Here is a 22,645-nt window from a genome sequence, read left to right as displayed (position 1 = left end):
AGCCCCCCTGTGCCCGGCGCGAACGGGCCTCCGCCGCCGGGGATGGTCCCCGGCGCGAGAACGGAGAACAGATCATGTCAGCCTCACCACGTGTCGACGTCTATGCTCGCGTCACGCAAGCGATCGTCGACGCCATCGAAGCCGGCACCGGCACCTGGCGCATGCCATGGCATCATTCTGGCGCCGACGTCACCCGCCCGACGAACGTCGCCAGCGGCAAGCCCTATCGCGGCATAAATACGGTCTCGCTCTGGGCAGCCGCCTATGGCAGCGGCTATGCGAGCGGCGTCTGGGGCACCTATCGCCAGTGGCAGACGCTCGGCGCGCAGGTCCGCAAGGGCGAGCAGGCCAGCCTCGGCGTCCTCTGGAAGGAGTTTCGCGCGAAGGATGACGACGCCGGCGACGATGACGACCACCGCCGGCTTTTCGCCAAGGCGTTCAGCCTGTTCAACGCCGATCAGGTCGATGGCTATGCGCCCGAACCGGGGCCGGACCTGCCCGAGAGCGAACGCCTCGCCGCCGCCGAAGCCTTCATCGCCGCCCTCGGCATCGATACCGTCTACGGCTCGGCCAGCGCCTATTATCACATCGCCGAAGACCGCATCCACATGCCGGATTTCAGCGCCTTCCACGATGCCCACGGCTTCTACGCCACCCATATTCACGAGGCGGCTCATGCCAGTGGCGCAGCTCACCGGCTCGACCGGGATTTCAGCGCCAAGTGGACCAGGCACGCGCTCGCCATGGAGGAAGCGACCGCCGAACTGACCGCATCGTTCCTGCTCGCCGATCTTGGGATCGCGCACGAACCGCGACCCGATCACGCGGCCTATATCGCCTCCTGGCTGCAACTGCTCAAGGACGAGCCCCGCGCGATCTTCACCGCGGCGAGCAAGGCGCAGGCAGCGGCCGACTGGATGCACGCCCGTCAGCCATGATCCAGCAGCGACCAAAGCCGAGCGGCCGATCCCTCGCGGGCTCGGCCGCTTCGTCGCGCACGGCGATGCGCGGGCTTCGCCCGCTCACCAGCGGACGCCGCTGGCGCGGCGGCGCTGATTTCTGGGCCTCCCTCGATGCGGGTCTGGTCGGCGCTCCCTGCTAGGCCCGCCACGGCGCGCCGCAAGCCCGGCTTCGCCGCGCTGCTCCATTGCATTTCGCCCCTCCGGGTGCGGCCCCCCGCTTGCGCGGGCCTCTCCGGTCGTTCTCGCCGCCCACCCCCGCCTCGGGGGAGCCATGGGGTTTTTAGGCAGTGCAGGAGGCACCGATGGTTTTCACCTTTCAACCGCCATTTTTCGCTGGACTGTCAGGATATGTCGCCGAGATGGGGTCTGCCTTCCTCTGCGCGGCGCTCGGCATAGTGCCCACGGTCCGCCATGCTGACTATATCGGCGCGTGGCTGGAGGTGCTGCGCGAAGATAACCGCGCGATCTTTCGCGCGGCCAGCGCAGCCAGCAAGGCGGCGGACTGGCTGCTCGCCCGTCACGGCGAGGCGCAGGCGGCGCGGGAAGAGGGGAGGTTGGCGGCATGAAGCTTCTCACTCCCGAACTGCGCTTTGCGCTCCGCGCCAACGACATCGCCCGCCGCGCTCATGAAGCAAAGGGCGAGCGCTTCGACCCGCCGCCCGTCATCAAGCTGTTCAATCCGCTTGGAGCCGCGACATGGCTGGCGACCGAACTGGCGGAGGATGGCGATGCTCTGTTCGGGCTGGCCGATCTTGGCTTCGGTTGTCCTGAACTCGGTTATTTCAGCTTGTGCGAAATCACCGCTGTCCGGCTTCCCTACGGCCTCTCCATCGAGCGCGACCTTGGCTTCGAAAGCAATTTGCCGCTCTCCCTCTGGGCGGAACAGGCCCGCCGCGCTGGTTCCATCCTCTGGGCCGAAACCCTGATCCGCCGCGCCGCCCGGCCGGGCGCGCTCCCTAATTCTCCCTTGCCCGATCCGGACAAGGGATGACGTGAAGGCGGCACGTCACGCCGCCACCCCAGTGAAAACCGGCCCCCCGACGCCGCGAAGTGTGAGGGGCCGGCACTCCAAAGGAGCAACGCCATGACACTCGTTTTTATCGATCAAGACAAGCTCTGTGTGAGCAAGATGAACATGCGCTTTGGCCGCAAGGCTCCCGATGTCAGTGACATCCTCCCGACCGTACGCAAGCGCGGGGTTATTCAGACGCTCCTCGTCCGGGCCACTGGCGCCGAAGGGCATTTCGAGATTGTCGCGGGCGCGCGGCGCTTCTATGCGGCCCGCATCGTGACGGAGGAAACGGGCGAGGCGGAGCCGTTGCCCTGCCGCATCCTCTCTGAAACCGACGATGCCGCCGCGATCGAGGCGTCCATGATCGAGAATCTTGCCCGGCTCGATGCGGATGAGGTGACGCAATGGGAAACCTTCACCCGGCTGGTGAAGGAGGGGCGCGAACTGGATGACATCGCCGCGACCTTCGGCCTGCCAGACCTCACCATCCGCCGCGTCCTCGCGCTCGGCAATCTCCTGCCCCGCATTCGCGGGCTCTACCGCGCCGAGCAGATCGACCGCACGATCGTCCGCCACCTGACCCTTGCGAGCAAAAGCCAGCAAAAGGCGTGGCTCGCGCTTCATGATGATCCTGACAGCTATGTTCCCACAGGGCACCAGTTGAAGGCGTGGCTGTTTGGCGGCCAGTCCATTCCGGCGCGCTTCGCGCTGTTCAGTCTCGACGATTATAAGGGTGCGACCATTGCCGACCTGTTCGGCGACGACCGCTATTTCGCCGATGCCGATACCTTCTGGGCGGCGCAATATGAAGCCATCGAGACAGCGAAGGAAGCCTATCTCGAGCAGGGCTGGAGCGATGTGGTCATCGTGCCTCCATCAGAACATTTCCACAGTTGGGAATATGAGAAGGCGGCAATGAGAAAGGGCGGGCGCGTCTATGCCGATGTCCGCGCCAGCGGCGAGGTCATCTTCCACGAAGGCTATGTGACGCGAAAGGAAGCGCGGAGGGCCGAGCGCGGCGAGGTGGCGGACACGGTCAAGCCGCAGCGTCCTGAACTCACCTCCACCTTGCAGACCTATGTCGATCTGCACCGTCATGCCGCCGTCCGCGCCGCGCTGCTGGGGCATCCCGGCACGGCGCTCCGGCTCATGGTGGTCCATGCCATCACAGGATCGCCGCTCTGGACCGTGCGGCCGGAGCCACAGATGGCCCGCAATGATGATGTGCGCGAGAGCGTCGAGACATCGCGGGGCGAGACGGTCTTCGACGAGCGCCGCCGCGCCGTTCTCGCCCTGCTGGACTTCTCCTCCGAGGAGCCCACGGTTACCGGCGGCAATGGCGATGACTATGGTCTTGTGGTCCTGTTCCTCCGCCTGTTGGAGCTTCCCGATCCTGCAATCATGGAGGTGATCGCGGTCGTCATGGGCGAAACGCTTGCCGCTGGCAGCGCCGCCGTCGAGGCGGTGGGCAGCGAGATCGGCATCGACATGGCCGACTGGTGGCAGGCGGATGAGACCCTGTTCGGCCTGATCCGCGACCGCGAACTGCTAGGTCGGATGGTTGCGGAAGTGGCGGGCGAAACGGTCGCGACCGCCAACGCTGGGGAGAAGTCCAACACGCTGAAGCGGATCATGTGGGATCATCTGAATGGCGCGGAGGGGCGGGCGAAGGCCGAGCGCTGGGTGCCACGCTGGATGCAGTTCCCGCCGAGCGCCTACACACAGCGGGGCGGCGTCGGCACGGTCATGGCTCATGCCAGGATGGTTGCAACGCGCGCCCCCGCCGCCGCACAGGAACCCAATGGAGAGGCCGCGCCGCTCGCACAGGCCGCGTGAAAAGGGGAGCGGGCGGGATCAATCCCGCCCGCGCTTGCGAGCGAAAAAAAACGGCCGCGCGCCTCTGCCGTCCGGCGTCGGCGCGCGGTGTTTTCAGATGACAAGATGAAGGGCGCTAGCGCATTATTCCCGGGGGCGGCGGGTTCGTCGATACCGGCCTCCTCGAAGTGAGAGCAGACAAGCGAGCGCTACAGCGGAAGTTTTGCATGGCGTGCTCGGCCCCGACCAAAAGGCGTTGCGGATCTGCGGACGCAGGCCGGATGACGCCGTCGCTATCGTGCTGGAGCTTCACTACATACGCCCCTCGGCGACGGGAGGAGCGACCGAGATGCCCAATCTCGGCTCCGCCATAGCCGCCATACCGGGCTTGATCCATATTCTGAGCGCTGTTTGCTCGACTATGTGGACACGTCCAACGCGGCGAAGCTGTTGCCGTGTTTCGAAGACGGCGTGGCCAACCGCCGGCGCGTGACCGCATAGCAGACCGTGGCGCAGGGCATCTCCTGAAGGCCTGCGCAGCAGCGCCCGGCGGCCTCTCTTCATGGCAGGTCTGGCGCCTGCACGACTTGTCCGCGCAACGGCTTCGCCGACTTTCTTCCCCGCCCTGCGGGCTTCCTCGCGGACCAAGAAACCCGGCTCTGGCCGTCCTTCGCTGGCGCTGCGGCCTACGGTGCAGGGCGTCGTACGCGCGCCTGATCGACTGCCATCGAGGCCGCACGGGGCGGCATTCGAGCAAGCACAAGGAGATTTTCCATGGCGCAGATCGGCAGCTTCACCCGCAACGAGGACGGCGTCTACACCGGCGAAATCCGCACACTTACCCTTCGCGTCAAAGCCACGATCCGGCCTGTCGACCGCGAGCATGACAAGGCTCCAGACCACCGCGTCAGCGCTGGGGCCGTCGAGTTTGGCGCTGGCTGGACCAAGGCTGCGCGCGAGACTGGGGCGGAATATCTGAGCCTCAAGCTCGACGATCCATCCTTCCCCGCGCCCATCTATGCGACGCTCACCCAAGGGGACGACGGCGAGCATAAGCTTATCTGGTCCCGCTGATCCAAGCGCCCCGCGCCGATCGGCGCGGGGCTGCCGTCCAGGGGGGTGTCGAATTCGAGACGACGGTTTTCGACACTGATGCTGCGGTGTCCTGGCCGCCATTCTCGGGGCAGCGATCGCGCTGTTGCGGTTCGCAGCCACAGGATAGCGCTCCATGGAAACCGATGACGATATTGCCCGTGCCAATCGCGCCAAACGCGGCTCGCCTTTCCTCAATACCGATCAGGCAGCCGCTTACTTGAAGCTTTCGAGCCGGCTCCTCAAACGCCTGCGCCGCGACGGAAAAGGCCCGGTCTTCCGCCGCCACAGCCGCTTCGTCCAATATCATATCGACGACCTCGATACATGGTCCGCCGAGCATTCTGGCCGGGAGATCGGCGCATGACGCGGGCACGCAAGACGAGCGGGGATGCGCCGCTCCTGGCCTGGGGCGATGAACTTCGCGCCCGGAAACTGCATCGCAAAAGGCGCGTTCGCCGCCTTGCAATCGGTGGTGCGGGCCTCGCACTGCTTCTCATTTCTGCCGCCTTTCCGCCTGCGCCGCGGCTTGTCTGGAACGCGAGCGCCAGCGCGCCCAGAGGCCTCTATATCGTCTCACCCGCAGCGCTGCCCGGCGTCGGCGACATGGTGATCGCGCGGGTGCCTTGGCGCTATCGCCAACTTGCCGCCGAGCGCCGCTATCTGCCCTTGAATGTGCCGCTGGTGAAGCGCGTTGCGGCCAGTGCTGGCGATGAGGTTTGCGCCTGGGGCATGGTAATCCTCGTCAACGGTCGCCGGATCGCCGATCGGCAACGCACCGACCTTCGGGGGCGATCCATGCCGCTCTGGGAGGGATGCATGCGTCTTCGAGGACGCCAGTTGTTCCTCCTCATGAACAATCGCCGCTCCTTCGACGGCCGCTATTTCGGATCGACCGAGGGTGAGGACGTCATGGGGAAGGCAGAGCTGCTGTGGCGGCGTTGAGGCTCGCCTGCGTCACGCTGATGCTCGCCATGGCCGTTCCATCGGCAGCACAGCCGACGGTCCGCTGGCGAAACCTTATCTATGAGGCATCGAACCGGTGCGGCGTGCCGGTCGCCTGGATCGAGCGCGTGATGCGCGCGGAAAGCAATGGCGACACGATGCTCGGCGGAGGGCCCATTCGCAGCCGTGCCGGTGCGATGGGGCTCATGCAATTGATGCCCGGCACGTGGGACGAGATGCGCCGAAGCCTCGGTCTGGGTAGTGATCCCGATTACCCCGCCGACAACATCATGGCAGGCAGCTGCTACCTCAGGCGGATGTATGATCGCTTCGGTTACCCCGGTCTGTTTGCAGCCTATAATGCCGGTCCGGCCCGCTATGCCGCGCATCTTGCAACCGGTCGGAAGCTGCCGGGCGAAACCATCGCCTATCTTGGCAAGGTGACGGGCTCGGCCGTGAGCGCGCCAGTTTCGCCATCAAACCCTGCGCGCGAGGGGCTGTTCGCGATCCGGCGCCAGGTCTCCGTGACCACGCGGGACGTGACCGCTGAGCCATTACAATCATCGCTCTTCGTGGTGCGCAATCATGTCCCTTGAGGCGTCGTTCCGCATCACCGATAGGGGGGAGGCTCGTCTCGATAGACCCAGCATGACGGGCGGCGGAGCGGCTATCAAGGCCCGCGGGTGCCCCCCAATTTGCTGCGCAAATCGGTTCCCCCCACGTCCGCTCCGCGGCGCCGCGCTGCGCGCCGCGGCCCTGACAGCCGCTCCCCCACCCGTCTCCAAGACACCGTTCTCGATGGTGAGAACGCGAAGCGAATGGAGATCATCATGGACATGGTTCAGAGCATCGGAACGGCGTCGGATCACATCATGGCGGCGCTGGTCGCGGGACTGGAAATCGAATTTGGCCGCAGTGCCGGTAAGGCTTTGGCGGAGAGATTTCTTGAGGCAGAGGAGAGCGATTTCCTGTGGGACGCGAGGGCCGGGGAACGCTGGCTGGGTGCCTATGAAGGGTTTGGATCGGGTGACGAAGAGCTCGACAGGATCGCGATCTGGGGCTGGCTCGATGGCTGCTGGTTCATGGCAATCATGCTGGTTGATGGCGAGGGGATGCCGCAGGGAACAATCGCGCATCGGGTCTGTGGTAGCCGAAAATCTGCGCAACATGCCATGGCCGAAGCGCGCTGAGGATGCCGCGATCGGCGGGGAGAGGCAGCGTCGGTCTGGCACTGCCCTTTCCCTTTTGCTGGGGCGAAGTGGTGAGGGAAAGCGGGAGAAGGGGAAACAAGATAAAGGCAGTGTCTCGCGACACTCCGTAAGTGATTGTCTGCACATCCTTTTTCCGCGAGACAGGCGAGCGTCGGCACGAGACATGTTGCTCAGGAATGGCGGAAATCCGCCATTGCCTGCCCGAAATCGCGAGATCAGAGGGCGTCCGGATGCCTGACGATGATCTCACGCCAAAGCTCGGTAATACGCGCGGCAATGATGGCAAGCGGGCGCTCAAATATGGCGGGCGGATCCTGGCTGCGACACGGCTCGCCGGTAAGAAGACAGGCAGAAAGTCGCGGCGCTTTGATGGCAGCCGGATCGGGCGTGGCGCCAGCATGGGGCGGCTGCTCTCCAGCCGCGATCGGCTCGCCGGGTTTCGGGGTCGCCGGGCGGTGGTGAAAGCGAGCCTGATCCGCTTGCACGGCAAGGCCGGCCAGGTCGCCCGCGCGCACATGCGCTACATCCAGCGCGACGGGGTGACGCGCGAGGGCCTGCCGGGCGAACTCTACGGCCCGGAAACCGACCGCGCCGACGGCGACGATTTCCTGAAGCGGACCGCCGGCGACCGACACCAGTTTCGCTTCATCGTGTCGGCCGAGGACGGTGCCGAATATCCGGACCTCAAGCCCTATGTCCGTCGCCTCATGACGCAGGTCGAGCAGGACCTCGGCACCAGGCTCGACTGGGTCGCTGTCGACCACTTCAACACCGAGCGGCCGCACACCCATATTGTGCTGCGCGGCGTTGATGACTGCGGCCACAATCTCATCATCGCGCGAGAGTATATTTCCCATGGGCTTCGCGAACGTGCGTGCGAGCTGGTCACGCTCGACCTTGGGCCGCGCACCGATCGGGAGATCGAGGACCGCCTCCGCCACGATGTGGATCAGGAACGGCTGACCGCGATCGACCGGCGTCTGCTCCGGCGGATGGACGCCGATCGCTCGGTGGCGGCGACCGACAACGACCCCCTCCAGCAATCGGTGGCGGCGGGGCGCCTGCGTAAGCTCAAGGCGATGGACCTCGCAGAGGACATGGGTGACGGGCGCTATCGGCTCGCGGAAGGGCTGGAGGACACGCTCCGCCGCATGGGTGAGCGTGGCGACATCATCCGACTCATGCAACGCGAACTGACCGCGCGTCGGCTCGACCGCGCTGGGGTCGAGCAGGTGGTCGCCACCGATCTGCGCGAGCCGATCGTCGGGCGGATGATCAGCCGGGGCTTTTCCAATGAGCATCGCGACCGCCATTACATGATGGTCGATGGTGTCGATGGCCGGGTCCACTATGTCGACATCGGGCGCGCGGACGCGACCCCTTCGGTGCCTGAGGGCGCGGTGGTCCGGATCGAGGCGACCAAGGCTGAGGCCACGGCCGCCGACCGCACGATCGATGCGGTCGCCCGGGCTAATGGCGGGCGCTATTCGGTCGATTTGCATTTGCGGCACGATTCCCGGGCCAGCGAAGCTTTCGCCGCAAGCCATGTCCGGCGCTTGGAGGCAATGCGCCGCGCGGGTGCCGGACCGGAGCGTCAGCCCGATGGAAGCTGGACCATTCCAAACGATCATTTGGCGCGGGCGGAAGGCTTCGCGCAAGCGCAACAACGCAACCGCCCGGTCGCGCTCGCGATCCTGTCTTCGCAGATGGTCGGCGATCTGGTCGGAGTCGAAGCCCCGACTTGGCTCGATCGCGAGCTGGCGTCTGGCGCATCCGGAGCGGTGCGCGATGCCGGGTTCGGGCGCGAGGTGCACGACGCGCTGGCAATGCGGCGGCAGTGGCTCGTCGAGCAGCAATTGGCCGATGGCGACGGCCAGCCTTTCCGGTTGCGGCGAGGTGCTTTGGAGAGCCTTCGTCTGCGCGAGTTGGAGAGCGTCGGCGAGCGGCTTGGCCGGGAACTGGGGAAGGCGTTCGAGCCCGCCAGGATGGGCGAGCGCGTCGAGGGCGTCATTGCGCAGCGCCTGGACCTGGAAAGCGGCCCTCATGCACTGGTCGAGCGCTCGCGCGATTTCACGCTGGTGCCATGGCGCGACGTGCTCGAGCGTAACATCGGCAAGGCTGCGTCTGGGATCATGCGCGCGGACGGGATCAGCTGGCAATTCGGTCGGGCGCGATCCGGTCCCTCGATCAGCTAGACGAAGTCAGTTATTGGGTGGCGGTCGATCGCGCCCCCACCGTTGCTAATGGCCTTCACCACTTTTTTAGGCCGCTCGCGGCCGATGCGCAACTTGCCGGTTCAGTACTCGATGTCATAATCCTGTAGAGCGCGACGCGGAGAGGTAGCGCAGTCTGCGAAGGGTCTTTCGTCTGCCATGCCTCATCTTTTGTTCGATGTCGCTCCTCCGCAACAATGACCGCGCGGTTTTCATGGCCCCGACGACAGTCCCATAGGGACAGGCGCTCGCAGGGCGATTGGTTGGTGCTGCGATCCGCTCTGCCCAGGCGCGATGAAATTATATTGACTTGGAGAACGTTCCGCTAAGGTTATCGGGTTATGCATGCGAAGCTGAATTCGGGGGATAGGATGGGTATCGAGAATGAAATCGCAGGCATTGGACAGGCGCACCAACGGCTGGCTTCTTCCTGCGTGTGTTGCGGCTCAGCCGACTTGGCCGCTTCACCCGCGATCTTGATGCCTTTCATCGCTGATCGAGCATTTGGTTGGAGACCTGTTGTCATAGACGACAGCTGGGGATTGAACACGATCCAGAGCGGAAATGCTTATTCCATATGCAAGACGATGCGGTGTCGCAGGTGCGAGCATCTCTTCTGCGACATTCGGTTTTCGGAAGAGGAAATGGAGAATATTTACACGGGCTATCGAGAAGAAGCCTATGTGAGATTGCGAGACTTTTATGAGCCGGGGTACCGCGGTAGAAACGAGGCACTGACCGTAGCCGTATCGTATAAACAACACATTGAAGAGTTTTTATCGCCGTTTGTCAGAGATCCGCTAACGATTTTAGATTGGGGAGGCGACACGGGAGCGAACACGCCATTTGAGAAGCGGCGGGTGAGCTTGGACGTCTTCGACATAAGTGGCAAGGCAGTTGGGGGAGATGCAAGGGTAGTCACTCGAGAACAAGCAACATCCTCAAAATATGGCTTGATAGTGTGTTCCCAAATTCTCGAACACATTCCTTACCCATCTGATGTTTTATTGACAGTTCGCCAAGCAATGGATGAGGAATCCATCCTCTATATCGAAGTTCCGTTCGAAGAAGTTATGCGAAGGGATTTGAAGGACCGGGACAAAGTTAAGCGACATTGGCATGAACACATCAACTTTTATTCAATACAGTCCCTGGATTCTTTGTTGGTCAATTGCAGACTTGAAATCCTAGCGAATAATGTGCTGGTAGCTGAAGTCGGCGGTGCCGAAGCGCATATCCTTCAAATAGCATGTCGGTTGGCATGACCGGATCAGCAGCTCCATCCTTGATAGATGGAGTTCACGCGTGCATCGGGACGGCGTAGATAACAGTCCCGAAGGTGTTATATTCGTGGACTCGTAGGTGAAATTTGTACTCTAAGTTCCAAGAGGAAATCAGGTCAATAATTTCATATAAATGCTCCGGAGCGTGGTAAGCTGAAACAAGAAGAGAAGGCCTTCGCTTCTCGATTATCTTCTGCATACCCTTGAGAGTTTCTAATTCTGCTCCCTCGACATCCAGTTTGATGATATTCACCGGATCTCCATACAGGACATCGTCGATTGCAACACATTGGATCGTTGTATCGCCAGTTTCACTTAGGTGGCTGGCCATCGACCCGCTGTTCGTGAAGCTCAGCTGCCGCGTCATCGACCATGTGCCAAGCGGCAGGCAAGTCCGTCGCTCAACCGGAAAAGCTCGCGACGCTAAGATCGCGAAATTGGCCGGGTCCGGTTCGAATGCAACGAAGCTTGCTATTTGATAACCCGCCTTGAGAAATTTGTGAATGGCGACGCCAGTGAAGGCTCCGCAATCGATAATATGCAACGGCTCCGCAAATCGGGGAAGGTCGGCCGGGGTATATTCATCTTCCAAGCTGGGTGCCGGGCAGTTCGCGATATCGCCACCTCGACGGTAGGCGAGAATGGCGTCGAACAGGTCTCGACTAATCTCATCCGCGAGCAGGGCACGCGCACGCTCAAGGTCGGATTGGTGCTCTGCATAGTTGAAGTCGGGATCTAGCCAGTAGCCCGGCCGCGTTCGCGCATTCGCGGCCAAGTCTGGTAAATTGATCGGAGTCAGTATGCGGGCAGCGCCAGCCCCGAGCAGATCGGCATGCAGCCCGTTGATATCGACGTAATGATTATGGAGACCGATAAGGATCGTCTTGCCCACAAGGCGCCCTTTGCGGACGTCATCAAGTGCCAGGATCGGGATGTCGCGATAGCTCTCCCCGCGCTTACCACGATCGAGTATGAGGCCAATTCTGGTGCCTTCGGCCAACAAGTCATCGATAATAGCCTGGCCCACGGTTCCAGCGCCGTAGATGATGATGCCGTCAGCGTCTTGAATGCTGTCACTAGGATGCATTGTTGATACTCTCACTGCCTGCCGCTGCACTTCTGGAATGGGATTGCATGCGATCCGAAGTGAAAACATACCTCTGCAGAATGATGAAATTGATGACGGAGGTGATCACCATTGCCAACAGACCTGCAAGGTAGGGCGAGGATAGGATGGTTGCCGCCAGCGCAAGGCTTGCAAGGCCCACCATATAGTTCAGGGCGTAGGAAAAAAGAAAACGTAGCTTGGAGGCTGGTGCGGCCCGAAAGACATGCAAACTATATGAGAAATAGTTGAAGATCACCCCGATGACATGCCCGATGATTTGAGCGGCGTACATGTTCAGACCAACCGACAGCAGCAGGGCGTAGATGCCGTAGCCAAACAGCGTGTTGATGAACCCTATCTTGTAAAAGCGCCACAGCCTTCCAAGGGTTGTTGAAGAGAGGGATATCACAGGTCAGTCCGGGGGTGCGAAGTTGACGCGCTCCCGCTCGATCACAAGCGGCATTCCACGAGTTCGATCCGAAATCAACCGAACCTGTACACCGAGGATGCCAAGAAACAGGAACAGAAGCCCGAACTGAAGTTCCAGCAGCGCGGCGAACATCCACATTCTGGGATTTTGAGCCCAGGCAATCGACCAAGCCGCACCCATCATGCTGACAAAGGTTGCGGCGAAGGCAATGAAGCTGAAATAGAGCGGCGCTCGAAGTAGGCCTTTTGACGAATAGGCTAAGGCGGATAAGGCAAAATCAAGGAGGGCAAAGAAGCCATTCTTCGAGCGGCCTGCGGTGCGTTCTGGGCGCTTGAAAGTGATCGTATCGATCGCGTAGCCTGTTTCTACTAGCAGGCCCCGGACGAAAGGCTCAGGTTCGTTAAGATCAGCGATCGCGCGAATTACCTTCGCATCATAAATGCCGAAACCCGTTGCGTTAGGTACGATTGGATAGTCGCCAAATTTGCGCTGCAGGTCATACGACAGCTTGCGCAGGCTTGAGTAAAGAGGGGATGACTTCTTAGTTTCGCTGACTCCGAGGACGATCTCTGTTCCAGCTCGCCAACGCCTGACGAGTTCAGGAATAAGTTCGGGCGGGTCCTGGAAGTCCGCAGCGATTCCGATAATTCCTCGGCCTTTCGCCTGGAAAAGAGCGTGGGCGGGTGAGCGCAACTGCCCGAAATTGCGGGTGTTCACGATCAAGCGGATGCGGCCGTCAGCTGCGCAGAGGCTCCGCACAATTTCGGTCGTTCTGTCTGTTGAGCCATTGTCGATGAAAATGATCTCGAAGTTGTCTGTGAGCATCTCCAACTGCTTCGTCACGGCAGTGGCTATCGCTGCGGCATTCTCCTCCTCGTTGAGGCAGGGAATGACAACTGAAATTTCAGGCGTCGTGGAGGGTTTAAGCATAGGAGTCCTGTGGGGCGTCTGAGACTGAGGCACTTTTCAAGAAGGCGGTGGTTTCGTTGATCTGTTCGGCAAGCGAAACGCGGTCTATATGGTGCTCGTCCAGGAGCCGTTGATAGTTTAGGTCGTCGCCCAGATAGACATCTGCGGGACCATCGCTCCGGTTAGGCCGTTCGATGGAGCAGCCCAGCGGGGATGCGATCGCAGAAGCAAGCTCCCCGAGTTCAATATCCTCTCCGCCGCTGTCGAAGCGAATGATTTCAACCTTCTGTTCAAGCAGCAGCGCAAAAATGAGCGACATCAACTCGCGGATAGCAACATAACCGCGTCGAACATCATGCCGGGCCTGGACCGTCACCGGTCGCCCTGCAAGAGCATCCAGGATGAAGGAGGATAAAGCATAGCTCGGCAGCTTGTTAACGTGGGGGCCAGACACGTTGAAGATGCGAGCAATCGCCAGGCTTTTACCGCTACAGTCGGCCCAAGCTGCGAAGGCGTCTTCGTCTTCCCGCTTCAATATTCCGTACAGCTGCATGGCAGGCTTGGCTAACGGATCATCCGCGAAGTGGGCAGCGCCGGAGGAAGCGATGAATGCTGCCTCCACACCGATCGGATCCAGAGTCTCTAGGACCGACTGCCGGATGGCCCGGTTGGCAGCGCAGTAATCGACCTCCGACATGGTTTCGGCCCGGTCCTTCGTAAGGAAAGCCAGGTGGAGCAGATATGTTGGCCGCGAGGGCAGTTCCCTGAGATTAATGAGCGGCTGTTGCAGGATTTGCTGCGTGTCGGAGAGGCGCAGCTCAGCCTGTCGCGATCCGAAACAGAAAACCCGTTCAGCAAACGCATCGCCAAGCGCATCTTGCAACAAGTCCAAAGTTGCGCGACCGAGCCACCCGCTTGCTCCAGTCAGAACGATACGATGCTCGTTCTTCTGCAAGGCTTTGGCTACATGGGCGGTAAAGGCCACCTTGCTTTGCCTTTCTAAGCGGCGCCGCGCGTGGACTGAACGCGTGCTCCTTCGTCCTTGAAGAATTGCACAAGATCGGAAAACCGGCCGAACTGTTCGGATGGATCAGCAGTAAATTGATCGCTCGCATAGCCGTAGGTAACAAAGGCAAAGCGGACACCCGTAGCCTTGGCCAGCGCGTGATCGATTTCACTGTCTCCGACATAGAGGCATTCTGCCGGCGTCGTAACAAGCCCCGCCATCACAAGTTCCATCAAATCGGGTGCGGGCTTGGCCATGCGATCGGGAGAGCTGCCGACGATAACCGGAAAATGCGCGGTCAGGTCCAGATCGCCAATCACCTTTTCGCAAAGGTGCTGAGGCTTGTTGGAGCAGATGGCCAGCCGATATCCATCGGCCGCCAGCTGCTTCACGCCATCAGCGACCCCTTCGTACAAGGATTTGACCGGCGTCTTGTACAGCGCATAGCGTGCGCGGAAGTCAGCTACCTCCTGCCGTAGATCGCCACATTCCTGCGCGAGAACGCCGCCGACCAAGGCTGGACCGCCCAGGCTTGCAAACTGCCGGATTTCAGGAAGTCCGACTTGCCGGATACTACCGCGCTCCCGCAGCATTTCATTGAGAATGTCCACGAACACCGGCGCGCTGTCGATGAGGGTGCCGTCGAGATCGAAGATGATGTTCTGAAGAGGTTTCATCATTCCGGCACTCGCATCGCTTCGGCCAATTCCTCTCGTGGGAGAAACGGGGCGAGGTCGTGAAGGGGGGCGGTGACCATGCTGCCGTCTTCCAGGCGTCGCGATGACACCTTCGGAGCGAAATTCTGGTCCTTGTCGATAAAGATTTCGCACAGTGCTGCACCCGGGGCTGTGAGGGTTTCCGCGATAGCACGGGCCATGTCCTCATGCTCGGAGGTGCGCGTGTAGGCGAAGCCAAAAGCCTGCGCCACCTTGCCGAAGTCAGGGAAGGTCACACCGGAGTCAGGTCCGCAGCCGACGGAGTGGCCATCGAAATAAGCCTGCTGCGTTTGGCGGATCGAGTGATAGCCGGAGTTATTGTATAGGAAGACCTTTGCGGGGATCCCTTGGCCGACGATCGTCTGCAGCTCCTGCAGATTCTGCATGATGCTTCCATCGCCGGCGAGGCAGATGATCCGCTCGGCACCTAGAGGCATAGCATGCCAAGCTCCGATGGTCGCAGGCAGATCATAACCCATGGAGGCCGCGCCCGAGTTTGAATAGAGGCGCTGGCCCTTTTTGAGCTTTGCCGCCTGCACCGTGACCACGGCTGCGGTAGCATCGGCCATCACGATGACCTCGTCGGGTTCAAGTTGGTCGAAGAGACTTTCGGTGAAGCAATAGGGATTCACGACGCCATGCGTTTCCCAATATTCGGGCAGTACAGCAGGATAGCGGTGACGGCGCTCCATTGCCCAATCGACATAGGTGCGATGGGAAGAGGGGGCTTCATAGCCGTCAAGCGTCTTGATCAACGCCGGTATGAAGGTTCGCAGGTCGGCGTGGATAGGCATGTCGATCGATATGGTCGGCTTGAACAGCTCGGGCGCATCGACATCAACCATGATCTTCTTCGCGTTGGGCGCGAACCCGGCATAATTGTAGCTGATCTGGCGAATATTAAGGCGGCAGCCCAGAACTAGCAGGAGATCGCTGCACTGAACGGCAAAATTGCCTGACCGGTCGCCAACAGTGCCGGGTCGGCCGACGTAAAGAGGGTGATCGTCGGGAACGAGGTCCTGCGCGTTCCAGGCCGGGGCAATCGCGATGCCGAGCTTATCGGCCAGTTCAAGGAAGGGCTCGTACATGCCCGCCAAGCGAATGCCCGTGCCCGGCATCAGGACGGGGCGATGCGCCTGACGGATCGCGGAGACGACATCCCGTGCAGTTCGTTCTAAATCGACGCCGGTCAGCCAGCCATATTCGCCGGGGACCGCATAGTCTTTCCCATAGCCCTCAGCCACGGGATCAAAGCCGCGCAATTGCGACGGATCGATGAGCGACGATTGGATATCGATGGGAATGTCAAGCCACACCGGGCCAGGGCGGCCGCTCTCGGCAAGCCAGAGCGCCTTTTCCAGCAGGTAGCGGATGTCCAGAGGGCTAGAAACGGTCACCGCGAATTTGGTGATGGATTTCACCATGTCGCTGATGTCGGCCTCTTGATCCCCGAGCTGGCGGACGAGGACCGTGGCGTTGTGCCGCAGCGTCTCCCGCTTCACCTGACCCGACAATATGAGCATCGGAATGGAATCGGTGTAGGCCCCATGTACGCCATTGAGGGCGTTGATCCCCCCGGGTCCCGTCGTCACGTTGACCGCCGCCATCCGCCCGGAGAGGCGAGCATAGCTTTCGGCCGCCATGGCCGCTGCCTGCTCATGATGGCAGCAGACGTAATGCAAACCCTGACCGCGGCCGAGCGCGTCGTTAAGGTGCATGGCCCCGCCGCCAGTCAGCATGAAGACATGGCGAATGCCATGTTCCGCGATCCGGCGGGCGACATAGTCCGCCAATCGCATGCGGGCGTTGGCTATCATCGGCTCCTGCCCCAGTTCAAATTCGCCTGCTCGCGCCATCTCGCCCATGTCAGGAGGCGATCGCCGTTCGAGCCGTCGAGATGTCGAGCCCCCGATCGAGGATTAGATCGAGCAGCGCCGGATCGCGAAGAGCCGGTGCGTCAACGCTTTGCACATCCAGCGGTGCATTGGCGGCAATCGGACCGGTCAGGCGCTCGCCACCCGTAAATTCGCGGGTGGATAATTGCCCCTTGAGCAGAGGAACGGCGAAAAACACGTCGCCCGCTGTCAACACCTCACCTGCGGAAAGGTCGCGCTTGGCGTAAACGCCACGCACCAGTGCATCGAGATAGCGGCGCTCGCCTTCCGGAACGGCGCGTCGCTTGGTAGAGCCGCCGCCGCACATTTCCTGGGCCTTTTTCATGGCGCGGAACCAGGTGTTGGCTTGCTCAGGCTTCGTGCAATAAGGACTGACCGCCACCCCTTCATAATCAATGTCGATATGCCGCTCGAAGGTGCGTGCGCCTTTGCCGTAGGCGATCAGCGTGGAGTCCCACCAGTCGCGATATTCGTGGGTCGAATAACCTATCACGATGTCGGGGTAGCGCGCCTTCAGGAAATCGATCTGATCGAGTTCAAGATCGCCATCCTCGGACGGGTAGAGCGACACGCAGTGGTTCAGCGCGAAGGGGATGTTGCGCGAAGTGAAGAATTCGACAAGCTCGTCGATATGTTCAAGGCTCGCCCCGCCTGACGAGGCGATGACGGGCAATCCGGTGGACGCCATCTTCTGCAGCAGGGTCTTGTCGCGGACGTCGGAGCTCGCAATCTTCAAGATCTCGACGCCGAATTCCACGCATTTGTCGACTGACACTTCATCAAATGGCGTGACCATGGTGACCATGCCGCAGTCGCGGACCGTCTCCACCATCAACCGCAGATTTTCCCAGGGCATCTGGGTATCGAGCGTCTTCTTGATGTAGCGGATATCGGCCCGGTCACGGAACTCGGGATGGATGAAATTGTCGACGTCGCGGAATTGCAGTTTGATCGCGGCGTGCACATTGTTGAATTTCACCACGCGGGAAAAATCGCGGATGATCTTCAGGCCGCGCTCAAGCTTCCCCCAATGGTTATTGGCCAGTTCGAGCACGAACAGGTCGTTGAAAATGGATTCAGTCACCAAAATTCCCCCGCGCCGAGCGACCGCTTTCACAGTCACAGGGCCTAGTAATTAACATAGTTCCTTAAAAAACCCTCTAACGTTTCGGCCACATATTCCAGATGAAGCTCGCCTAGCCCCGGATAAAGGCCGATCCAGAAAGTCCTTTCTGTCACGAAATCAGCATTGTCGAGAGAGCCGACGACACGATAATTGCGTCCCCGCATGTAGGGTTGGCGGATCAGATTGCCGCCGAACAGGAGCCGTGTTCCGATGCGGTGCGCATCAAGATGCCGGACCAGATCGTCGCGCGCGAAGGGTGCGCCTTCGCGAATGGAAATTGGATACCCGAACCAGGACGGCTCGCTGTTCGCCGTGGCCTTGGGCAGGATGAACAGATCCTCAAATGGTCTCAGCAGCTGCGTCAAGAGATCGAAATTGCGCTGCCGGGCCGCGATGAAACCGTCGAGCCGATCGAGTTGCGCGAGACCGACCGCCGCCTGCATGTCGGTGATCTTCAGATTATAGCCGCAGTGGCTGTAGGTATATTTATGGTCGTAGCCCATCGGCAGATCGCCGAGCTTGCGGCAGAAGCGCTTGCCACAGGTATTGTCCATGCCCGGAGCGCACCAACAGTCTCGGCCCCAGTCGCGCATGGATTCAATGACGCGTTTGAGCCGCGGCTTATCAGTGAAGACCGCTCCCCCTTCGCCCATGGTGATGTGATGGGCAGGGTAGAAGCTCAAGGTGCCGATGTCGCCGAACGTCCCCACATTTTGCCCGCCATAAGTGGCGCCGAGCGCATCGCAGCAGTCTTCGACCACCCAGAGATCATATTTCTCCGCGACCCGCATCACCTCACCAAGGTCGAAAGGATTGCCGAGCGTGTGAGCGATCATGATGGCGCGAGTCCGGCTTGACACAGCCGCCTCGATCGCGTCCGGCTTAATGTTATAGGTCGGAATATCGACATCAACGAAGACCGGGACTAGTCCATATTGAAGCGCGGGATTGACCGTGGTCGGGAAACCCGTGGCGACTGTAATCACCTCATCGCCTGGTTTAAGCGCGTCTCCTCTGAGATAATGGGAGCAGAGCGACGAGAGCGCCAGCAGGTTAGCCGAAGAGCCCGAATTGGTCGTGAGCGCATGCTCTACACCGATGCGCGCTGCTAGCCTTTCCTCGAAAGCGGCATTGAACCGTCCCGTTGTCAGCCAGAAATCCAGCGATGAATCGACAAGGGCCTGCATGTCCTCCGCACCGTAAACCTTGCCGGAAACCGGCACCGGGCTTTCTCCAGGTACGAAGGTATGAGGAGCATGATGGCGGCGCGCATATTCCCCGACCAAATCCAGGATGAGAGTGCGCAACTGCGCTTCATCCGATTGTTCGGCAAGAGCCTGCAACTGCGCGGCTCCAGAAATATCGTTCACGCCCATTGATCCTCGCTCACCCCAGCACGCCTCGCCATATATTCGTCAATCTGACGCAGACTGATTGCGCGGGCGTCTCCGCCTCGCGCCACGTCCTTATGCCAATCCACTATTTTGGTTAATGCTTCGTTTAGGCTGAGCTTCGGCCGCCAACCCAATTCGCTGCGCGCCTTGCTGGAATCGAGCCGCAGCAGGACGGCTTCGTGCGGTTGAGGAGCAGACGGCCGCTCCCAGGCGCCTTCGGCTCCCCACGCGGCAAGTATCTGATCAACGATCCAGCTCACAGGTTGGGTGTCATCATCTGACGGACCGAAATTCCAGGCCGCCGCCATCTCATCATGGCCTTCGAGCAATCGTTCTCCGATCGCGAGATAGCCTGACAGCGCCTCAAGAACATGCTGCCAAGGTCGGATCGATGCCGGGTTGCGAATTACTGGCCGTTCGCCCGCAATGAGCGCGCGTATGATGTCCGGGATCAGGCGATCCTCTGCCCAATCGCCGCCGCCGATCACATTACCTGCGCGCGCGGACGCGATCTTCGCCTTCCTGGGGTAAGAGCGCCGATAGGCGGCTATGGCGAGTTCTGCCGCTCCCTTGCTGCTGCTGTATGGATCGTATCCGCCCATCGGATCACTCTCGCGATAGGGCCAGACCCATTCGCGATTTTCATAGCATTTGTCCGTCGTGACGCAGACCACAGCTTGGACGCTATCGCTGGTTCGGCATGCTTCAAGCACGTGCACCGTCCCCATCACGTTGGTCGCGTACGTTTCAACCGGATTGGCGTAGGAATAGCGTACCAGAGGCTGGGCAGCGAGATGGAAGACGATCTCCGGCCGCGCGGCTTCGATAGCATCCGCTACCGTCCGCTCATCGCGAATGTCGCCTTCGATATGGTGGACCAACTCGCTGAGGCGCGTCTGCTCGAAGAAGCTGGGCTGCGTAGGGGCGGGGAGAGACAAACCCGTGACATGGGCGCCTAGTCGCTGCAGCCACAGGGAAAGCCACCCGCCCTTGAAACCGGTATGGCCGGTCACGAATACTCGCCGGCCTTCCCACAAAGCAGCGTTCACCATCTTTTCCAAGGTGCACCTTGGTCCCAAAGCGATTCTAGGTAGAGCTTGTCACGTAGCGTGTCCATCGGGTGCCAGAAACTGTCATGACGATAGGCAACGAGTTCGCCAGTGGCTGCGAGTTGCTCCAGGGGCTTTTGCTCCCAAATCGTTTCGGGGCCGTCGATCAATTCGATCACGGACCGGTCCGCAACGAAGAAGCCCCCATTGATCAGGCCGCCATCGCCCGCAGGCTTTTCCCGAAAGCTGCGGACCAATTCGCCGTCAAATTCGATTGCGCCGAACCGGCCGGGAGGCGCGACCGCCGTAATCGTGGCACTTTTCCCATGATCGCGGTGAAAATCGATAAGGTGGCCAATATCGATATCGGCGACGCCGTCGCCATAGGTGAAACAGAAGGGCTCCCCGTCGGCAAGATGATTGGCGACGGCCTTGAGCCTTCCGCCTGTCTGCGTATCGGCTCCCGTATCGACCAGCGTAATCCGCCACGGTTCGCTCCAGTTTTGATGAACCTCGATATTATTGTTCTTCAGATCGATCGTTACGTCAGCGGTGTGAAGGAAGTAATTCGCGAAATACTCCTTTATCATGTAACCCTTATAGCCAAGGCAAACGATGAAGTCGTTCACACCGGCGGCTGAATAGATTTTCATGATATGCCAGATGATCGGCATACCGCCGATTTCGACCATCGGTTTCGGGCGAACGGATGTTTCCTCGCCTAGCCGAGTCCCTAATCCCCCCGCAAGAATAACTGCTTGCATCAACTTACCCCCGCGATGCCATTCTTGCACTTCAAGCGCATCTTAGTCGAGGGACCGGACCTTCCCCGGCGGTCCATGTTCCCCCTGTTCCCCTTCATCCTAACGGCGCGTCAAGCTTGCTGCTATGAAAATTTGTTCGAGGGAACGCTGGTATGCACGTCAGTACAGTGATCGAGCCCAGTCCGAAATTCCGACATCGCCATTCCTTATCTTCGGCAAGCCTGGGAGGATATATCAGGGCACTGGTATTCGGGACACCGCGATCATAAGCCCATATGATCGCGGTTTCTGGCCGCCCTCTTGCTAGGTGCAGCACAGCCGGGTTCGGATCGGCGTTCAGCGCATATCGCGGTATCAGCACTTCGATCGGCCTGCCGTGACGGCGAAAGAAGTATCCACCGACCTCAGCCAGCTTATCCGGCTCGCCCATCAGAGCGGTGGGATTGTCCCAGAGGAAGACGAGCTTTCTCGTAGTGCTGTTGCGGATGATCCAATCCGAGGGTTGCTCAAAATTGAAGCCATAGCGGTGATCGTTCAAAGGCTCGGCAATCCGCTTGGCGAGCGGTGGCAGCGCGGATCCTACGAGCAGCAAAATTATGGCCAGAGGGCCTGACGGAACCAGTTGCTTTACATCGCGGAGAACGATCGGAATCAACAGGGAAACCGCTCCAACATAGGGGAGCAGGTAACGCATCGAAAAGCTTGGCCTCACAAAGCCGATCGCCAAGACGCAAGCCGCGGACAACAGCCCTGTACAGACGAGTGTCATCTCAGGCGATAAGCGCCTTGACGACGCCCGCATCCAAGCTTCGCCAAAACGGACATAGGCCCATAACGGGGTCATCAGGCCTAGCGCAATCAGGGTGACTACTGATCCGCACAGAAACAAAGGCGCAAATAGCGCTTCTTTCCAGCTTAACAGTTGATACCAGCTGTTCCCCGAAACGGCGTAATTCAGGACAAAGTGCAGATGCCAGTACATCCAGGCACCCATGGGCAACAACACGAACAGTGCCGGCCATGTATCGACTGCCCTGCGCCGACAGATGATGAGATAAGCCAGGCCCTGAATGCCGGAGATCACCGCGGCGTGATAGTGGGTCAAGACCGCGAGAGAGGATATGCCCGCCCAGATAGCCGCGCGTTTTGTCGTTGAAGCTTCGATGAGGCGAAGAAAGCAGATCGCCTGTGCACATCCCAGGAACAGCATCAAGGAATAGGGGCGAGCCTCCGTGGCGATGCCGAAGCCTGGTTGCCATAGGGCGACGCTGAGCGCCCATAGATGCCGGACGGTTCGATCCTCGTGCCCTCGCCAGAGAATGGCGGCAGGTGCCGCTATCGAAAAAAAGATGCTGGGAATTCTCAAGGCAGCATTGGCGTCCCCGGCGAGCTTTTCCCAGGCCCAAAGCAGAGAATAATAAAGGGGCCCGCTCAGTTCATTAAGGCACCAATCAACCAGCCCCCCCCAACTCGGCTGCGCGGCGATGGTAGCGCTGAAATTTTCGTCGAGCCAGAGGGGTGCTAGCAGTCCTGATGCGAGAATGTTGGCCAGAAACAGCAAGAAGGCCGCAACCAGGACAGCAGGCGGGATGTCACCCGAAAACAAAGTTTTCGGCGCTGCTCTGTTCAGCGCTGCCGATGCCATGATGCAAGCCCCTTTCCCGTCCGCCCGCCGACCTTTAACCGCTAAACCCTTATGAAAATATGGCTAACAA

General features: G+C 60.5%; 23 protein-coding genes. 11 read left to right on the top strand and 12 right to left on the bottom strand.

Annotated elements, in window-relative coordinates; translation table 11 throughout:
• Positions 1 to 74: 74 nt before the first annotated feature.
• A complete protein-coding gene (locus K663_RS12590; protein WP_020818728.1) occupies positions 75 to 938 on the top strand; it encodes an ArdC family protein in 864 nt (287 codons plus the stop codon).
• Here K663_RS12590 and K663_RS23885 read toward each other — a convergent pair.
• On the bottom strand, positions 929 to 1,153 hold the full coding sequence (locus K663_RS23885) for a hypothetical protein (protein ID WP_062118092.1): 225 nt from the start codon (positions 1,151 to 1,153) through the stop codon (positions 929 to 931). The two genes, K663_RS12590 and K663_RS23885, sit on opposite strands and share 10 nt — an antisense overlap.
• Before the next feature lie 111 nt (positions 1,154 to 1,264).
• Between K663_RS23885 and K663_RS12580 the strand changes: the two genes are divergently transcribed.
• From K663_RS12580 to K663_RS12535, 10 genes are all read left to right on the top strand, one after another.
• Positions 1,265 to 1,528 carry a zincin-like metallopeptidase domain-containing protein gene (locus tag K663_RS12580; RefSeq protein WP_062118088.1) on the top strand — a complete coding sequence of 88 codons (264 nt, stop codon included), beginning with the start codon at positions 1,265 to 1,267 and terminating at the stop codon, positions 1,526 to 1,528.
• Positions 1,525 to 1,953 carry a DUF2958 domain-containing protein gene (locus tag K663_RS12575; protein ID WP_062118086.1) on the top strand — a complete coding sequence of 143 codons (429 nt, stop codon included), beginning with the start codon at positions 1,525 to 1,527 and terminating at the stop codon, positions 1,951 to 1,953. Before K663_RS12580 ends, K663_RS12575 begins: the two co-directional genes overlap by 4 nt.
• A gap of 93 nt (positions 1,954 to 2,046) precedes the next feature.
• Positions 2,047 to 3,810: a ParB/RepB/Spo0J family partition protein gene (locus K663_RS12570; protein ID WP_062118083.1), complete on the top strand. Its 1,764-nt coding sequence runs from the start codon at positions 2,047 to 2,049 to the stop codon at positions 3,808 to 3,810.
• 753 nt (positions 3,811 to 4,563) lie between these two features.
• Positions 4,564 to 4,863 carry a DUF736 domain-containing protein gene (locus K663_RS12565; RefSeq protein ID WP_062118080.1) on the top strand — a complete coding sequence of 100 codons (300 nt, stop codon included), beginning with the start codon at positions 4,564 to 4,566 and terminating at the stop codon, positions 4,861 to 4,863.
• 154 nt (positions 4,864 to 5,017) lie between these two features.
• Positions 5,018 to 5,248, top strand: coding sequence for a helix-turn-helix domain-containing protein (locus K663_RS12560; protein ID WP_062118077.1), 231 nt, complete (start codon positions 5,018 to 5,020; stop codon positions 5,246 to 5,248).
• Positions 5,245 to 5,826: a S26 family signal peptidase gene (locus K663_RS12555; RefSeq protein WP_062118074.1), complete on the top strand. Its 582-nt coding sequence runs from the start codon at positions 5,245 to 5,247 to the stop codon at positions 5,824 to 5,826. Before K663_RS12560 ends, K663_RS12555 begins: the two co-directional genes overlap by 4 nt.
• Entirely contained in the window at positions 5,814 to 6,422 is a 609-nt protein-coding gene (locus K663_RS12550; RefSeq protein WP_062118071.1) for a lytic transglycosylase domain-containing protein, read from the top strand. Before K663_RS12555 ends, K663_RS12550 begins: the two co-directional genes overlap by 13 nt.
• A 234-nt stretch (positions 6,423 to 6,656) precedes the next feature.
• Positions 6,657 to 7,016, top strand: a complete 360-nt coding sequence (locus K663_RS12545; protein ID WP_235589444.1) for a hypothetical protein — start codon at positions 6,657 to 6,659, stop codon at positions 7,014 to 7,016.
• A gap of 197 nt (positions 7,017 to 7,213) precedes the next feature.
• The gene (rlxS, locus tag K663_RS12540) at positions 7,214 to 9,232 is read left to right on the top strand and encodes a relaxase/mobilization nuclease RlxS (RefSeq protein WP_201026630.1); all 2,019 of its coding nucleotides are present in this window, start codon (positions 7,214 to 7,216) and stop codon (positions 9,230 to 9,232) included.
• A 389-nt stretch (positions 9,233 to 9,621) separates the two neighbouring features.
• Positions 9,622 to 10,515 carry a class I SAM-dependent methyltransferase gene (locus K663_RS12535; RefSeq protein ID WP_158511179.1) on the top strand — a complete coding sequence of 298 codons (894 nt, stop codon included), beginning with the start codon at positions 9,622 to 9,624 and terminating at the stop codon, positions 10,513 to 10,515.
• A 34-nt stretch (positions 10,516 to 10,549) separates the two neighbouring features.
• Here K663_RS12535 and K663_RS12530 read toward each other — a convergent pair whose 3' ends face one another.
• The 11 genes from K663_RS12530 to K663_RS12480 form a co-directional block, all read right to left on the bottom strand.
• Entirely contained in the window at positions 10,550 to 11,620 is a 1,071-nt protein-coding gene (locus tag K663_RS12530; RefSeq protein ID WP_062118062.1) for an FkbM family methyltransferase, read from the bottom strand.
• The gene (locus tag K663_RS12525; RefSeq protein ID WP_062118058.1) at positions 11,610 to 12,050 is read right to left on the bottom strand and encodes a GtrA family protein; all 441 of its coding nucleotides are present in this window, start codon (positions 12,048 to 12,050) and stop codon (positions 11,610 to 11,612) included. The genes K663_RS12530 and K663_RS12525 overlap by 11 nt, the downstream gene beginning before the upstream one ends.
• Positions 12,051 to 12,053: 3 nt before the next feature.
• The gene (locus K663_RS12520; protein ID WP_062118055.1) at positions 12,054 to 13,001 is read right to left on the bottom strand and encodes a glycosyltransferase family 2 protein; all 948 of its coding nucleotides are present in this window, start codon (positions 12,999 to 13,001) and stop codon (positions 12,054 to 12,056) included.
• The gene (locus K663_RS12515) at positions 12,994 to 13,965 is read right to left on the bottom strand and encodes an NAD-dependent epimerase/dehydratase family protein (RefSeq protein WP_158511178.1); all 972 of its coding nucleotides are present in this window, start codon (positions 13,963 to 13,965) and stop codon (positions 12,994 to 12,996) included. The genes K663_RS12520 and K663_RS12515 overlap by 8 nt, the downstream gene beginning before the upstream one ends.
• 14 nt (positions 13,966 to 13,979) lie before the next feature.
• Positions 13,980 to 14,666 carry an HAD family hydrolase gene (locus tag K663_RS12510; RefSeq protein ID WP_062118051.1) on the bottom strand — a complete coding sequence of 229 codons (687 nt, stop codon included), beginning with the start codon at positions 14,664 to 14,666 and terminating at the stop codon, positions 13,980 to 13,982.
• Positions 14,663 to 16,567, bottom strand: coding sequence for a thiamine pyrophosphate-binding protein (locus K663_RS12505; protein WP_235589443.1), 1,905 nt, complete (start codon positions 16,565 to 16,567; stop codon positions 14,663 to 14,665). Before K663_RS12505 ends, K663_RS12510 begins: the two co-directional genes overlap by 4 nt.
• 1 nt (position 16,568) lies before the next feature.
• Positions 16,569 to 17,681, bottom strand: a complete 1,113-nt coding sequence (locus K663_RS12500) for an N-acetylneuraminate synthase family protein (protein ID WP_145902269.1) — start codon at positions 17,679 to 17,681, stop codon at positions 16,569 to 16,571.
• 44 nt (positions 17,682 to 17,725) lie between these two features.
• A complete protein-coding gene (gene rfbH / locus K663_RS12495; RefSeq protein ID WP_235589442.1) occupies positions 17,726 to 19,093 on the bottom strand; it encodes a lipopolysaccharide biosynthesis protein RfbH in 1,368 nt (455 codons plus the stop codon).
• Positions 19,090 to 20,169, bottom strand: a complete 1,080-nt coding sequence (gene rfbG, locus K663_RS12490; protein WP_062118043.1) for a CDP-glucose 4,6-dehydratase — start codon at positions 20,167 to 20,169, stop codon at positions 19,090 to 19,092. Before rfbG ends, rfbH begins: the two co-directional genes overlap by 4 nt.
• Positions 20,163 to 20,930: a glucose-1-phosphate cytidylyltransferase gene (gene rfbF / locus K663_RS12485; RefSeq protein WP_062118040.1), complete on the bottom strand. Its 768-nt coding sequence runs from the start codon at positions 20,928 to 20,930 to the stop codon at positions 20,163 to 20,165. The genes rfbG and rfbF overlap by 7 nt, the downstream gene beginning before the upstream one ends.
• Positions 20,931 to 21,024: 94 nt before the next feature.
• Positions 21,025 to 22,575 (bottom strand): glycosyltransferase family 39 protein, encoded by a 1,551-nt coding sequence (locus tag K663_RS12480; RefSeq protein WP_062118038.1) that lies wholly within the window; start codon positions 22,573 to 22,575, stop codon positions 21,025 to 21,027.
• Positions 22,576 to 22,645 lie beyond the last annotated feature (70 nt).

It is taken from the genome of Sphingobium sp. MI1205, from assembly GCF_001563285.1.
GTDB lineage: Bacteria > Pseudomonadota > Alphaproteobacteria > Sphingomonadales > Sphingomonadaceae > Sphingobium.
This window is presented reverse-complemented; position numbering and strand designations above follow the sequence as displayed.